A 15,448-nucleotide genomic window follows, 5' to 3' on the forward strand; every position below is an offset into this window, starting at 1 on the left:
CCAGTCGAGCCAGTGGAGCTGTTAGAACCAGTAGAACCAGTGGAGCTGTTAGAACCAGTGGAGCTATTGCTTTCATCTGTGGACTCAGAAGAGGAATCCTCTTCGGCCTGGTTCGCCTGGGCCTCGGCACGAGTCTTAGCTGCAGCTTCCTCAGCGGCCTTCTTGGCAGCGGCGTCTTCCGCTTCCTTGCGGGCCTGCTCGTTCTCATAATTCTGGCGCTGGGAGTTCAGCTCGTTGACCGCATTACGGGCTGCGTCCAAAGATGCTTTTGCGGCATCGCGGTCAACTTGAGCCTGCTGGTAATCTGCTTGCTCCTTTTGAAGCTCCTGGTTTGCCTCGGAGTACGCGTTCTGAGCATCGGTGTTTCGCTGGTTTGCAGTCGCCTCCGCCTGCTGAGCCTCGTCACTCTTCTTGCGAAGTGCCGACTCCTGGTTGGCAGCCTCAGTTCGATTCTTGTCCAGAGAGTCAACGGTCTGCTCTTGACGGTCGGCTTCACGGCGCAAGGCGGACAGGCGATTAATAGCGTCGGATGCGTCTCGCGCGCCCTCAAGAATCGAGCCGCTGGAACGTCCCTGGCGCATGATTGTCCGTGCCAGTTCGTCGAACTGCTTTTGTGCACTAGCGAGCTCAGCACGAGAACGATCGAGCTGAGCGCGAGCCTCGTTGACCGCGTCGCGTGCACGGTTAGCGGCATCCCGGGCGGTTTCAAGGTCCACCATGGCCTTGTTGACGTCCTCGCGGAGAGTGCCCATGCGTAGCTCGAGGTCAGATACTCGACGCTCGCTAGAAGTCACCTCGGCGACCAGGGACTGCAAGTACGACTCGGCGTTAGAGGCCGCCTCTCGCGCTTGGCGAATCTGGGCGTCACTCGGATTTAGTGGCTGTGCAACTGCAACCTGGGTGTTCGTCGCCAAAAGACCCGCCGTGATAATACCGGCAATTGGACGAGTCCAATATGATGCACGGACTTTGCGATTACTCGGCACCGCGTTACTCCTACATTTCTCCTATGGGTGCGTTCACGCCTCAGGTCCGACACCAGCGACTTCCCCATCGTTGGATATCTTCCTGTTGTTGTCTTCTGGTCTTGAGCGGAACTGCACGAAACGCCGAACCGAAACAACGACCAAAAGCAACACCAGCGCTCCCGCGAGTTTTCTTTGGTCAATACTGGACCCTTGAGTCCACTATTGGCATCACCGAGCACTTTACGGGTCAAAAAGCTCTAAAAAAACATAAGTAACAAAATTACCAACCGTCCCCTGCTTTGTAACCGTTTCGTTATACGTCGTGGCCTGCGGTTATGTCGAACCCTAGTTTTGTGTGTGAATTATGTCACTATTCGATGGCCTGTCGGCGTGTCGAAGCATTGCAGGTAGTTATTCGGGGTAACGCGCATGAAAAAAGGTCAAGCGTTGATGCTTGACCTATGTAAAGTCGTTGACATCATTACGATGACTGCAACAGTGTTATCCAATTTAGGTGGAGCCTGGTTTCCTCGCTGCTACCAGTTTGTGGGGCACTTACCCTATCTCTTGCCTGGGGATGGAAAACCGGGGCGGTGAATCTACTCGGTGGGGCTGATAAGCTTCAGTGCCCGTCGTAAAGCGACCCCTTAGGTGGTTGGGCGTGTACGTAGCCAGTAGAACGTCAGTCCAACGAAGAGTGCGACGATAACTACGCCTGCGATCAGGCTGTAAAGAGTCCATGGAACGACGTAGTTAGTAAGTTCGTGCAAGTAGGCATCTAGGCCCGCCGGATAGTCTCGAGGGGTCTCCATCATTGCGTGGTCGGCGCGTTCAATAGCTGCGCGGGGAAAATCGGCAGATGCGGTGGCCACATTGCCTGGCGTGCGCACAACAGTGGTTCCGCCGACTTGGTCTGCCACTTGGCGGGCAAAGGAAAAGATGTCCGTATTCTTTTGCTCGGAAACGGGGTAAATCTTCTCGCTATCCAGGTAGATGATATTGAAATTGGGAACCCCCCGATTTGCGGCATCGTCGACAATTGGCTGGACCGCTTCTCGGAGCTGTGGGTTATTTGTCACGATGTTGTCGGTGCGTAGCTGAGCGACCGCCTTTTCGACGGTTTCTTTCGCTGCCTGTGAATCTGCTGGCGTATGCATTAACTGCCTTCCGTATCGTGCTCCTGTTTTGCGTGAGAATGGTTTCCACGCGCCCCAATTTGGCGGAGATGCTGCTTCGTTTGTCCCCTCTATAATGGCCTGTCTTGGACGTGAACGGGGGTAGCTTGACTCGGCGCGCCGCGGGTAATCTACATACAGAACGTTCGTACTGTTATTGTTGATGCAAGGACGGTAACGCTTCCTTAAAAACGTGTGCGTGGGCTCGTGTGCCCCGCATCGTGATTATTGCTTTAATTGGTTGATGAGGGGCGGCGTGATCGCACCTATGCCTTGTGAAGGGCCGAAATTCGAGTGCCGGTCTCTTCAGCTAAGGCGACAATTCACCCGAATAGAAATGGAGCTGACTGTGGCTGAAAGCAAGAACTCTTTCAACGCCCTGCGCAAGCTTGAGGTCGGAGACAAGTCTTATGACTACTTCGCTCTTGATGCTGTGCCGGGTATGGAGAAGCTGCCTTACTCGTTGAAGGTTCTCGGTGAGAACCTGCTGCGCAACGAAGATGGCGCCAACATCACTGAGGAGCACATCAAGGCTGTCGCCAACTGGGTTCCTTCCGCTGATCCGTCGATCGAGATTCAGTTCACCCCTGCTCGCGTTATTATGCAGGACTTCACTGGCGTCGCCTGTGTTGTTGACCTGGCTACCATGCGTGAGGCTGTTAAGACTCTCGGCGGCGACCCGGATCAGGTTAACCCGCTGAACCCGGCCGAGATGGTCATCGACCACTCGGTCATCATCGAGGCCTTCGGTAGCGAAGACGCTCTGGCTAAGAACGTCGAGATTGAGTACCAGCGCAATGATGAGCGCTACAAGTTCCTCCGCTGGGGTACTGGTGCATTCTCCAACTTCCGCGTTGTTCCTCCGGGAACCGGTATTGTCCACCAGGTCAACATCGAGTACCTGGCTCGCGTTGTCTTCGAGAACAACGGCCTGGCATACCCGGACACCTGTGTTGGTACTGACTCCCACACGACCATGCAGAACGGCCTGGGCATCCTGGGCTGGGGTGTTGGTGGTATTGAGGCTGAGGCTGCAATGCTCGGCCAGCCGATTTCCATGCTCATTCCGCGCGTCGTTGGCTTTAAGCTGACTGGCGACATTCAGCCGGGCGTTACCGCAACCGACGTTGTGCTCACCGTTACCGACATGCTGCGCCAGCACGGCGTCGTCGGCAAGTTCGTAGAGTTCTACGGCGCTGGCGTCTCCAAGCTGCCGCTGGCCAACCGTGCGACCATCGGTAACATGTCGCCGGAGTTTGGTTCCACCGCCGCAATCTTCCCGATCGACGATGAGACCGTCAAGTACCTGGCCCTGACCGGCCGCGACAAGGAGACCCTGGAGCGCGTCGAGGCTTACGCCAAGGCTCAGGGTATGTGGTTGGACGAGAACACTCCGGAGGCTGAGTACTCCGAGTACCTCGAGCTGGACCTGTCCACCGTCGTTCCGTCCATCGCTGGTCCAAAGCGTCCGCAGGACCGCATCGAGCTGGCTTCCGCCAAGGAACAGTTCCGTAAGGACCTGCACAACTACTCCGACGGCGAGATCAAGGGCGCTGTCAAGGCTTCCGCACCGACTTCCGAGCTGGCTGCAGACTACAACGAGTCCCGCGAGGGTCACGGCGAGTCCGCTGCTGACAGCGCTGAAGGTCGCCCGAGCTCCCCAATTACCGTCACTTCCCCGAAGGGCGGCGAGTACACGCTCGACCACGGTATGGTCGCCATCGCTTCCATCACTTCTTGTACCAACACCTCCAACCCGTCGGTCATGGTTGGCGCTGGTCTGTTGGCACGTAAGGCTGTCGAGAAGGGCCTGCATGCAAAGCCGTGGGTCAAGACCATTTGTGCTCCGGGTTCCCAGGTTGTCAACGGCTACTTCAAGCGCGCTGACCTGTGGAAGGATCTCGAGGCTCTGGGCTTCTACCTGTCCGGCTTCGGTTGTGCAACCTGTATCGGTAACTCCGGTCCGCTGCCGGCTGAGATTTCCTCTGCCATCAACGAGGTCGACCTGGCTGCTACCGCAGTTCTGTCCGGTAACCGTAACTTCGAAGGCCGCATCTCCCCTGACGTGAAGATGAACTACCTGGCCTCCCCGATCCTGGTTATCGCTTACGCTATTGCCGGTACCATGGACTTCGACTTCGAGACCGACGCTCTGGGGCAGGACGCAGAGGGCAACGACATCTTCCTGCGTGATATTTGGCCGTCCACTGAAGAGATTGAGGCCACCATCGAGGCTTCCATCTCCTCCGAGCTCTACGACGAGGACTACAAGGACGTCTTTGCTGGTGACGAGCGCTGGCAGAACCTGCCGACCCCGGAGGGTAAGACCTTCGCTTGGGACGACAAGTCTTCCTACATCCGCAAGGCACCGTACTTTGACGAGATGGAAATGGAGCCGGCACCGGTTTCCGACATCAAGGGTGCTCGCGTCCTCGCAGCTCTGGGTGACTCGGTGACCACCGACCACATTTCCCCGGCATCCTCCATTAAGCCGGGAACCCCGGCTGCTCAGTACCTCGACTCCATGGGCGTTGAGCGCAAGGACTACAACTCCCTGGGTTCTCGTCGTGGTAACCACGAGGTCATGGTTCGCGGTACCTTCGCTAACATCCGTCTGCAGAACCAGCTGCTTGACGGCGTCACCGGTGGTTACACTCGCGACTTCACCCAGGAGGGTGGCCCGCAGGCATTCATCTACGACGCTGCCATGAACTACAAGGAGGCTGGCACTCCGCTGGTCGTTGTTGGTGGTAAGGAATACGGCACCGGTTCCTCCCGTGACTGGGCAGCTAAGGGAACCCTCCTGCTCGGCGTCAAGGCTGTCATCGCTGAGTCCTTCGAGCGTATTCACCGCTCGAACCTCATCGGCATGGGCGTTGTGCCGCTGCAGTTCCCTGAGGGTGAGTCCTGGAAGTCCCTGGGCATCGATGGCACTGAGACCTTCGACATCGCTGGTCTGGAGGAGCTGAACAACGGTTCCACTCCGAAGACCGTCAAGGTCACGGTTACCAAGGAAAACGGCGAGTCCTTCGACTTCGACGCTGTGGTCCGCATCGATACCCCTGGTGAGGCTGAGTACTACCGCCACGGCGGTATTCTGCAGTACGTCCTGCGCAACATGATCAAGGGCAACTAGTTTCCCTTTGACTCGTGCGCGCTAGGGCTTGTTGTAAGCAGCGCTTCTAGAGGCCGGTAGGTTGCGCTAGCCCGCGGATTCATACCCCACGGACTAGCGCCCTGCCGGCCTCGGGTTTCTCTACCCCAACCAAAATGAGGCTTGGGACGTATAGGAATGGCGTTGCCACGTCATGCAGTGAAATATGCCCCCTGGGCGTCGCCGGCAAGAAAAGAGTTTCCTTATGCCAAAAGTGAGTAACCAGGATTTAGCTCAACGGCGGCACGAAATTCTCGACGGCGCGCGGCAGTGCTTTGCAGAATTCGGCTACGACGGCGCAACGGTCTCTCGTTTGGAGGCCACTACCGGTAAGTCTCGCGGTGCTATTTTCCATCACTTCGGATCCAAAGAAGGTCTGTTCTTAGCATTGGCCGAAGAAGATGCCGCAAATATGGCGGAAGTCGCGGAGTCTTCCGGATTAGTGGAAGTAATGCGTGATATCGTGGCGAACCCAGACAAGCATGGCTGGCTGGGAACTCGCCTTGAGATTGCCCGTCGCCTTCGCAGCGACCCGGAGTTTAAGGGCCAATGGTTGGGCCATCAGGATCAATTGGATGACGCTGTTGCCCACCGATTGACCCAGACATCTTCATCCGGCTCTCTACGGTCGGATTATTCGGTTCGCACGATGCAGCTTTTTCTCGAGCTGATGCTCGATGGCATCATCGTTCGTCTGGCATCTGGTCGCACTGTCGACGAATTGGATTCCGTGCTTGATTTAGTTGAAGACAGCTTACGGCGCAAGGACTAGCCACTCAGGCTAGGCCTGAAAGCGTTCCGTACCACCCGCTTCCCTAAAACGGGAGCGGGTTTCGGCTTTCTATCGTGGATTTATCCCGTTTGACCGGTGAAGATGCATAGATTTCACTCAATATGGACTAAGCTGTCTATTTATGAGTGTGGGTAAGTTTTTGTTGGTGGCGCTCCGCCCCGCAGATGGTGCTGGGCAAGCCGAGTACCAGGACTTTCTGGATTCCACCGGGCTTGAGCCCAGCCAGTTGGATCTGTTTACCATCGACGCTGTCGGCGCTAAGTTACCCGACCTGACCTCCTATGACGGAGTATTCGTCGGTGGCAGCCCATTTAACGTCACCGACCTAGAGCATTCGGGTCTGCAGAAGTATTCGCACGATGTGCTTTACGACGTACTTAGGAGTCCTGTCCCCGCACTGCTTATCTGCTACGGCGCTAGCTACACGGCCTTTACTTCGGGTGGTTTGGTTAACCTGCGTCACGGCGAAGTAGCGGGTTCTACCCGGGTAGAGCTCACCGAAGCTGCTACTCAGGATCCAATAGCTTCGGTGTTACCTCCGGCTTTTTATGCGTTGACTGGCCACAAGGAATCCGTTGCGGAGCTTCCCAATCATGCAACTTTGCTTGCCACAGGCCCAACCTGTCCGGTGCAGATGTACTCGATCGGGTCGAATAACTGGGTTACCCAATTTCATCCGGAGATGAATGCTAACGGACTGCTCCGCAGAATGTCTTTCTACACCGACGTCGGTTACTTTGACCCGAAGGAAGTCGACGCGATTCGACTAAAGGTATCTGATGTAAACCTCCAGGCCGTTGCGTCAATCATCCCCCGATTTATGCACGTATGTACGCATGCTGCCAATCCGAGCATGCTAATGGTGCAGTAATCTCTGTCCCTTCCAGCTCCCCTTTTTTACGAAATTCTTTTCCCACATATGTCTACCTCCGCCAAGCCCTTCCTCTTGCTTTCCACACGTGGCGAAGATGCCGCAGCTCACGCAGAACATCTCTCATTTGCCAGGAGATGTGGGTTGGCGCCGGCGAAGTTGCATCAAATTCGCCTGGAACAATCGCGTCCGGCCAATCTAAATCTTGATAACTACTCAGGAGTAATCGTTGGCGGAGGTCCCTTTAACGCCTCCGACGACGATAAGAGCTATCTACAAAAGGAGGTCGAGACCTGGTTTGAGGATTTGCTGGCAGAAGTGCTCGAGCGAGATTTCCCCTTCTTCGGAGCTTGTTATGGTGTCGGCCTGCTCGGTACTGCTGGTCATGGCCGGGTCTCCCGCAAGCACGGGGAGCAGGCAGCTGTAATCGAAGTAGCTGCAACGCCGGATGGAGAAGCAGACCCAATTCTTGAAGGTTTGCCGGCCCGTTTTCACGCCATCGTAGGCCACAAGGAGGCCATCGAAGAGCTTCCAGGCGACGCTACATTGCTGGCAACTGGAAAGGACTGTCCAGTGCAGATGTTCCGGTTGGGCCACAATGCATATGCGACGCAGTTCCACCCGGAATTAGATGCCAACACGTTTGCCCAGCGTCTCCTGATTTACGCCAATCAGGGATACTATTTACCAGGAACAGATCTTGAAGCGGTATCGGCCGCGCGGCAGTTGGATGTTGCACGAAGTGGACGAATTCTTCAGAATTTCGTCCGGCTTCATACCGCTTGTAGAGGCTGATTAGTTTTATCTAGTGGCAATAAGCAAAAGGAATGTGATTGTCGCATGGAGAGGTGGAATCCCGATTCGGCACTTGCCGGACAGTCACCATCAATTGAAATGTCTGTGCTGCGATCCGGTGCGATTATTATTGCCGTCACCGGATTTTTGTGGCAGATTGAATCGGCTATTCGTTCTGTCCCCTTAGAAAACTTTCTGAGCCACTGGTTCCCTTTTGCATCACTACTCATATTCATTCTCAGCGATATGTTGCTGATTTGGGCAGTGATCAACAATACGCGGCGAGGCCTTATTGCCGCACTGCGTGTACCGATGTACATCATGTTGGTTTTCCTGATGTTGGTTTCAACCTATTGGGATCTGCCTCATAACTCCATTGGAAATGCACTCTGGTATAGCCCATTTTCAGGTTTGGCCCTCGCTGCATTTGCGCTGACGGTGCCACTCCACATCAGTTTGTCCGTGATGGTATTTGTTCCCGGACTGATTGCCGTCATTAATTCATGGTTGCTGGGGCACACTTTTTGGCTCGACATGTTGTCGGATGTCGGATTCAATCTCATCAACACTTTTCCATTTGTGATTATCGCGGGCTCTGCACAACCCGTCGCAAGGCTTATTGACTACACCTACGAGAATTCTCGGAAGGTCAATGAGAGAGCGGAGCGTATGCGTGTCCGCGGAGAGGCAATGAGTAGCTTCAACGCCTATGTTCATGACTATGTATTAGCCGCACTGTCTGCAATTGGTAAGGGCTCTAAGATTGACTTCTCGCTAGACGAGCAGACTGGGCTGTTTTTCTCGCCTCGGCAAACAGTAAGCGGTCGAACTTTTGCGGAGGCTGTACGGGCGCAATTGCTGTCGGTGAGCTCTGACATTTCGGTAACGCTAGATACCAGCGAAGAAGGCGGTCCAGTTCGTCTCCCAGGAGAAGTTGCTAACACGTTCCTATTAGCTGCAACTGAGGTGGCAAATAATGCCAAGCGTCATGCAGGTACCACGGCGGAAAAGAAGTGCCACATTCGTGTTGCCTCTGGCGAGGTCTCCATTGATTTTCGTGATGATGGCAGCGGGTTCGACCCCGAAGGAATTGACCCGCATCGTGCAGGTATTCGATTAAGTGTTAAAGGTCGAATGGAGGCCCTTCGTGGCGGAGATGCCGACGTTAAATCAAAACCTGGGAAAGGTACTCAGGTTATTCTCAAATGGCACGGTAATACCTCTCCTGTGGAAGAGGAAGATGTAGTCGATTCCTCGGCTCATACGACATCGCTGTATGACCTCATGGGAATGTCGATTGTTTTTTCCTGGCAGTTCTACGGCGCGATCGTCGGCGTGTTGTTCATGGTCCTAGTCAGTAATGGGCAATTATTTACGACGGCAGGACAAATCAGCCTGGCGTTAGCGATCGGTCTTCTCGGGCTAATTATGTATGGTCGCCATTCGCAATTGCCGTTAAATCGCGCATTTGTAATTGGTGTCGCAATTGTTGTATTAGCTGGGGTTGGGCTTTACCAGCCCATTCCAAATAATTTGGAATGGTCGTATTTCTGGCACTTTAGCTTAATTTCTTTTGCGTCTGCATTGCTCGCCATCCGCGGCCGACCCTGGGTTGCACTGAATTCAGTGCTCGGTGGCGCAATCCTGGTGGAGATACTCAAGTTCTTCCCCTTTGCCCCCTCGGATTCCACCCACATCAGTATCTCTGGAGTCGACCTGCTAGTTCGCTCCGTGATGCTGGTCGCTGGAATTTTGACGTCCATCATGGTCCGCTTCTTTATGCGTACCGTTCCGCAGTCTATTCAGGATTATAATCGTGCGCTGTACACTGCCGGTGCTGCCAAAGAGTACGAAATCAGCAGCCAGAGCAACTACGAATGGCTGCAGCGTCAGGTCGGTCCCATATTTAGCGCCGCTGCAGTTTTGGATAAACCGACCCCGCGATTGCAGTTGCGTGCGCGTCTCACAGAGCAGCTCCTCCGAGACGTTCTACGTTCGCCGCATCTAAATGTCGGGTCACTTCACCAAGCTGTTTGGGACGCGCGGGCCAGAGGCGTTCATGTCCGGCTCCTCGATGACCGCAATCACACGCAGGCCGTTTCCGGTAGCACCGATGTGCGCCGTATTCCGCTTGTCGACGATGATTCCGCGGTGGCTAAGTTGATGCCGAGCTTCCTCGAAACGATCGATAACGCCGAAGAAGGATCGGTAACAATTCGTCTATTGCCCCCGGGCAGACGTGCATTTGCATCCATTTCTGATGACAATGGAGTGCAAAGGTTTGATGAAGCCGGTGAGAGGATAGTGATGTCACGTGACTAGGGAAAACATTGCGGGAATGAGCAATGCTTCCATCGACGTCTCGGCTGCAATTGACTCCGACAACATCGGAGATTACAGCGTGCAGTCGGATCGTTTGCTTCGCGTTGCTGCGATTGATGATCATGCCTTGACTCTGCAGGGGCTCGAAACCCTGCTGTCTGCAGAGCCAGACTTTGAGCTCGTCGGCTGTTATCAAACTGTGCCGGCACTACTGGCTGATGTGGGCACTGATGATCGCCTGGATGTGGTCGTGCTGGATCTGCGGCTGGCGGATAATTCAGATCCAGCGCAGAACGTGCTCTCGCTGGAATTGGTCACCGACCACGTGCTCATTCTCTCGTCAGCTGAAAGCCCATACCTTGTCCGAAAGGCAGTGCGTACCGGAGTGATGGGGGTTGTTCAGAAATCGGAAACCCCGGAAACAGTCGTGTCTGCAGTACGGCTGGCGGCGCTTGGCAAGGGCGCGCTGACTACGGAATGGGCATCGGTAGTGGACTCTGATCCCCTGCTCGATTCTGTCGATTTGTCAGAACGCCAGCGTGAGGTACTGGAGCTCTACGCCTCCGGTGAGTCGACGAAGCGAGTCGCGTCGATGACAGGGCTGACACCGAACACCGTGTTGGACTACTTGGGCCGCATTCGAGCCAAGTATGCGGCAGCTGGCCGGGCCGAGAACAGCCTTAACAAGTCGGAGATGTATAGGCTCGCCCAGCAGGACGGTTACCTGCCTGGGCCAATGGATCCGTCTTAAGCCAGCTCGACGATTTCCATGTAGTCGTCACTCCAGAGGTCTTCCGTGCCGTCGGGAAGCACGATGACGCGCTCGGGCTCTAACGCCTTGACCGCACCTGGATCGTGGGTAACCAGTACGACGGCCCCGGTGTATGTACGCAGTGCGTCGAGCACCTGTTCGCGGGACTGAGGGTCGAGGTTGTTAGTGGGCTCGTCGAGAAGCAGGACGTTTGCGCGGGAGCTAACCAGCGTCGCCAGCGCTAGACGTGTCTTCTCACCACCGGAGAGGGTACCCGCTGGCTGCTGCAGCTTATCGCCGGAGAACATAAAGGCACCGAGTAGGCTCCGCAGTTCCGGCTCGTTGACGTCAGGGCAGGCGTAGACGGTGTTTTCCCAGACAGTCTTGTCCGGGTCAATCGTGTCATGTTCCTGGGCGAAGTAGCCGATGCGCAGGCCGTGGCCGGAGACGATGCCGCCTTCGCCATCGGTGCGCTCCACACCGGCGAGTAGCTTCAGTAGCGTCGTCTTACCAGCACCGTTGAAACCGAGGACAACCACGCGGGAACCCTTGTCAATCGCAAGATCCACACCGGCGAAGACTTCCAACGAGCCATACATCTTGGTCAGTCCCGTGGCGTTGAGTGGAGTCTTGCCACAGGGCGCCGGCTCTGGGAAGGAAATGTGGGCGACCTTGTCCTCGACGCGGACCTCGTCGAGACTATCCATCATACGCTCAGCACGAGCCACCATCTGCTTGGCCGCACGGGCTTTCGTCGCCTTCGCACCTAGCTTCTCGGCCTGCTTGCGCAGTGCGCTGGCCTTCTTCTCCGCGTTAGCGAACTCGCGGCGACGTCGAGCCTCATCGGTCGCGCGTGCCGACAGGTAGTTCTTCCAGCCCATGTTGTACACATCAGCTTCGGCGCGCACCGCGTCGAGGAACCAGACTTTGTTACACACGGCCTCGAGCAGCTCGACATCGTGCGAGATCATAATCAAGCCGCCCTCATGCTTGCTGAGGAATTCGCGGAGCCAGGTAATCGAATCCGCATCGAGGTGGTTCGTCGGCTCGTCGAGAAGCAGTGTCGTGGCGGACTTGCCTGAGCCTTCGGTAGCGGCGAAGAGAATCTGAGCAAGTTCGACACGGCGGCGCTGACCACCCGAGAGCGTCTTCAGAGGCTGGTCGAGTACGCGCTCCGGCAACCCCAGCGCGTCGCAAATGCGGGCTGCCTCAGCGTTCGCCTCGTAGCCGCCGAGATCGTGGTAGCGCTCCTCGAGACGCGAAAACTTCCGAATCGCCGCATCGCGCTTCGTGTCAGTGGTCGCGGTCTCCATGATCTCCTGCTGGCGATCCATGCTCCGGCGGATTTGGTCAAGGCCTCGCGCCGACAGCACACGGTCGCGGGCGGAGATGTCGATGTTGCCTTCGCGTGAGTCCTGTGGCAGGTAACCAATCGAGCCAGAGCGCACCACGGAGCCACCGTAGGGCTCAGTTTCGCCGGAGAGGATACGCATAGTCGTCGTTTTGCCAGCACCATTTCGCCCGACGAGTCCAATCCGGTCTCCCGGCTGGACGCGCAGCTGCTCACCCGGCGCAGTGAGCAGGGTACGGGCGCCGACTCGGACTTCAAGGTCATGGGTCACAATCACGAACGAGTAGCCTACCAGTTATGACTTCATTTCCCGTGACCGCCTCCGTCGTCGGCCTCGGGCCCGCCGGAAGAATCGCCGCCCACCGCGCATCCGCTCGCGGCTGGGATGTCACCGCTTACGACCCCGCCGGTGGCACACTGCCCTCGACGATTGGTCTCTGGTGCGACCAACTCCCCGACTGGTTGCCCAGCGATTTCCTCGCCGCCACTTTTCAACCCAGCGTCATTCTTGTCGACGGCACCGAACGTCAGCTCACCCGCACGTACGGCGTTGTTAACAACGACTGCCTGCAAAAACTTGGCGGTTTCCGCATCGAACGCCGCTCGCTCACCGATTCCGAATCCACGGGTGCTGACATCACGATTGTCACCACCGGGCGCGCACACGCCGCAGTCGGGCGAGGTGGGCAGGTACGGCAGCTTGCCATCGGGCACATCTTTTCGCTTGACGACGTCCCTAGCGCCCACCGCCGCGCAGTCCTCATGGACTTCACTCCAGCAGACCTGAATGCCCCAGAGACAGAGCCGGCTAGTTTCTCCTATCGCATTTTCTTGGATGACAGGACCTTCCTCATTGAAGAGACCATTCTCGCTACTCCGACTCCTATGGTTGCCGGGCATCTCGACGAAACCGGTGCGGCAGTCGGCACCGGCGGTAAGGCCGATGACTCCGTACTTCTAGAGCTGTTGCGGAGACGCCAAAAAGCACGGTTGAAGTCCCTGGAGCTCTCGGAAGATCTGGCCATTGACGAAGAAGTGGTGTCCTTTCCCCTACTGGCAAACTTTCCCTCTCGCCGCGGTGCCTTGACGCACAACGGACCATCCATGGGCACCCTCTTCGGCTTTGCAGGCGGTTGGATGCATCCTGCCACTGGTTACTCGGTGGAGTCGGTTATCGAAGATGTCGACCGTTTCTTGGCCGATATGGAAAAGAAGGGAAGCCGGTCGCTGGGGACGTCGTTAAGCATGCGATTGCAGCGATGGCTACGCGAACGTGGACTCGCGGCGTTGCTGGGGTTCGATGCACGACAGACGGGTGCGTTTTTTCGGGCGTTCTTTTCGTTGCCGGAGAAGGACGTGTTTGCCTATTTGATAGGGACATCCCCACTGACGACGCTTCGCGCTATGGCGAAAGTGGCAGTGCCTTTGCTGAAAAAGAGTCCGCGAACGTGCGGAAAGCTCATCGCAGGGTTTATGCGGGGACCTGGGAGATGGAGAAATCGTTGACGGGAAGCATATACATCAGCCGATTTGTGGGGTGATACCAACAATTAAAGCGGTGTGGTTTTTGCATTCACCGGAGTGGAAACGCTTATGATAAGTGAATGACTTCGACGCAATCTGAGGAGAATTCCTCACACAACCATAAGCTTCAGCGCAGGCTGAGAGCTCGCCACCTGAACATGATTGCCATTGGCGGTGCCATTGGCACGGGCCTGTTTGTTGCCTCCGGTGCGACCATTTCGCAGGCCGGTCCAGGCGGTGCGCTCATCGCTTACGCCCTTATCGGCATCATGGTGTGGCTGGTTATGCAGTCTCTCGGCGAGATGGCCGCCTACCTGCCAGTGCCCGGTTCCTTCCAGGAGTACGGTCGCCGATACGTCTCAGAATCCTTCGGCTTTGCCATGGGCTGGAACTACTGGTTTAATTGGGCGATTACTGTGGCCGCAGAGCTCGTCGCTGCTGCACTGGTGATGCGCTATTGGTTCCCGGATGTGCCTTCAATCGTCTGGTCCGCGCTCTTCCTCGCGATTCTATTCGGGCTGAATGCCCTGTCCGCACGTGCATTCGGCGAGGGTGAGTTCTGGTTTGCGACCATCAAGGTCATTACCGTTATCGTCTTCCTCGTTCTTGGTGTCGGCATGATTTTCGGCATCTTGGGTGGGTCCTCCCCCGGCTTTGAAAACTGGACCACGGGCGATGCCCCATTCGTCAACGGCGGAATGGGACTGCTGGCCGTTTTCGTCGTAGCCGGCTATTCCTTCCAGGGCACCGAGATGGTTGGTGTAGCAGCAGGTGAGGCTGAGGATCCTGAGCGCACCATTCCCCGCGCGATTCGCACTATCTTCTGGCGTATTCTGCTGTTCTACATCGGTGCCATCGCTGTTATTGGTTTCCTTATTGCGTACACTGACCCGAATCTTCTGAACGCGGCTGAGGACAACATTTCCATTTCACCGTTCACTCTGGTCTTTGAACGCGCAGGTATCGCGATTGCCGCTGGCCTGATGAACGCCGTCATTCTGACTTCGGTGTTGTCTGCGGGTAACTCCGGTATGTATGTATCCACTCGTATGCTGTTTTCCCTGGCTCGCCATGGACAGGCTCCGCGTTACTTCGGCAAGCTTTCCGGGCACGGCGTTCCGCTGCGCGCTCTGATCGCCACCGCTGTCATCGGTATGGCTGGCTTCATTACTTCATTGGTAGGCGATGGTGCGGCGTACACCTTCTTGCTGACGCTCTCTGCGCTCGCGGGTTTTATCACCTGGTTTGGTATCTCTTTCAGCCACTACCGCTTCCGCAAGTGTCTGAAGACCCAGAATATCCCGTTGGATTCGCTTCCCTACAAGGCGAACTTTTTCCCCGCAGGTGCTGTGCTGGCACTGATTATGTGCTTCTTTGTGGTGGCCGGACAGGCACTTGACCCGATTCGCACTGGCGAGAATATCTTCGCTATCCTCACTCCGTACCTGGGTATTCCGGTCTTCGTCCTGCTGTGGTTCATCCATAAGAAGGCAACGGGCTCTAAGCTCGTTGACCCGGCCACCGCAGACATGAGTCGCGAATAGCTGCGAATGGCTGTGAATAGCTGTGAATAGCTAATGCATCTCGCATCGAACTCTCACGACTCGGATTAGCAGTCGAAGACAATAGCGACCCCGCTTGGCACTCTTTTAGCGCCAGGTGGGGTCGCTTTTTAACTCTAAATCGGACAACCCTAAAAAATTATGGGCCGCACGTGAGAATACGGGCTGCAAATGTGAAACTG

10 protein-coding genes and 1 pseudogene are annotated in these 15,448 nt (G+C 56.1%); 8 read left to right on the forward strand and 3 right to left on the reverse strand.

The window, feature by feature from the left end:
* Both HMPREF3011_RS11375 and HMPREF3011_RS04955 read right to left on the reverse strand, forming a co-directional pair.
* A pseudogene (locus HMPREF3011_RS11375) lies at positions 1 to 986 on the reverse strand (NlpC/P60 family protein); the annotation flags it as partial.
* A gap of 629 nt (positions 987 to 1,615) precedes the next feature.
* On the reverse strand, positions 1,616 to 2,125 hold the full coding sequence (locus tag HMPREF3011_RS04955) for an Rv1476 family membrane protein (RefSeq protein WP_038625409.1): 510 nt from the start codon (positions 2,123 to 2,125) through the stop codon (positions 1,616 to 1,618).
* 367 nt (positions 2,126 to 2,492) lie between these two features.
* Here HMPREF3011_RS04955 and acnA point away from each other — a divergent pair, with 367 nt between their 5' ends.
* The 6 genes from acnA (at position 2,493) to HMPREF3011_RS04985 (ending at position 10,829) form a co-directional block, all read left to right on the forward strand.
* Positions 2,493 to 5,279: an aconitate hydratase AcnA gene (gene acnA / locus HMPREF3011_RS04960; RefSeq protein ID WP_083279170.1), complete on the forward strand. Its 2,787-nt coding sequence runs from the start codon at positions 2,493 to 2,495 to the stop codon at positions 5,277 to 5,279.
* Positions 5,280 to 5,502: 223 nt separating this feature from the next.
* Positions 5,503 to 6,069 carry a TetR/AcrR family transcriptional regulator gene (locus HMPREF3011_RS04965; protein ID WP_038625405.1) on the forward strand — a complete coding sequence of 189 codons (567 nt, stop codon included), beginning with the start codon at positions 5,503 to 5,505 and terminating at the stop codon, positions 6,067 to 6,069.
* Between the two features lie 142 nt (positions 6,070 to 6,211).
* On the forward strand, positions 6,212 to 6,961 hold the full coding sequence (locus HMPREF3011_RS04970) for a glutamine amidotransferase-related protein (protein WP_038625403.1): 750 nt from the start codon (positions 6,212 to 6,214) through the stop codon (positions 6,959 to 6,961).
* A 48-nt stretch (positions 6,962 to 7,009) separates the two neighbouring features.
* On the forward strand, positions 7,010 to 7,756 hold the full coding sequence (locus HMPREF3011_RS04975) for a glutamine amidotransferase (RefSeq protein ID WP_081913931.1): 747 nt from the start codon (positions 7,010 to 7,012) through the stop codon (positions 7,754 to 7,756).
* Between the two features lie 45 nt (positions 7,757 to 7,801).
* Complete coding sequence (locus tag HMPREF3011_RS04980) at positions 7,802 to 10,078, forward strand: sensor histidine kinase (protein WP_038625401.1); 2,277 nt, start codon at positions 7,802 to 7,804, stop codon at positions 10,076 to 10,078.
* A complete protein-coding gene (locus HMPREF3011_RS04985; protein WP_224786551.1) occupies positions 10,071 to 10,829 on the forward strand; it encodes a response regulator transcription factor in 759 nt (252 codons plus the stop codon). Before HMPREF3011_RS04980 ends, HMPREF3011_RS04985 begins: the two co-directional genes overlap by 8 nt.
* Here the strand turns inward: HMPREF3011_RS04985 and HMPREF3011_RS04990 are convergent.
* The gene (locus HMPREF3011_RS04990) at positions 10,826 to 12,457 is read right to left on the reverse strand and encodes an ABC-F family ATP-binding cassette domain-containing protein (protein ID WP_038625400.1); all 1,632 of its coding nucleotides are present in this window, start codon (positions 12,455 to 12,457) and stop codon (positions 10,826 to 10,828) included. The genes HMPREF3011_RS04985 and HMPREF3011_RS04990 overlap by 4 nt on opposite strands.
* A 20-nt stretch (positions 12,458 to 12,477) precedes the next feature.
* Here HMPREF3011_RS04990 and HMPREF3011_RS04995 point away from each other — a divergent pair, with 20 nt between their 5' ends.
* Together HMPREF3011_RS04995 and HMPREF3011_RS05000 are read left to right on the forward strand one after the other, a co-directional pair.
* Complete coding sequence (locus HMPREF3011_RS04995) at positions 12,478 to 13,686, forward strand: lycopene cyclase family protein (protein WP_038625398.1); 1,209 nt, start codon at positions 12,478 to 12,480, stop codon at positions 13,684 to 13,686.
* Between the two features lie 98 nt (positions 13,687 to 13,784).
* Positions 13,785 to 15,248 (forward strand): amino acid permease, encoded by a 1,464-nt coding sequence (locus HMPREF3011_RS05000; protein WP_038625396.1) that lies wholly within the window; start codon positions 13,785 to 13,787, stop codon positions 15,246 to 15,248.
* The last annotated feature ends 200 nt before the right edge of the window (positions 15,249 to 15,448 follow it).

Origin of the sequence: Corynebacterium sp. HMSC074C04 (genome assembly GCF_001838295.1) — a bacterium.
GTDB classification, from domain to species: Bacteria; Actinomycetota; Actinomycetes; order Mycobacteriales; family Mycobacteriaceae; genus Corynebacterium; species Corynebacterium amycolatum.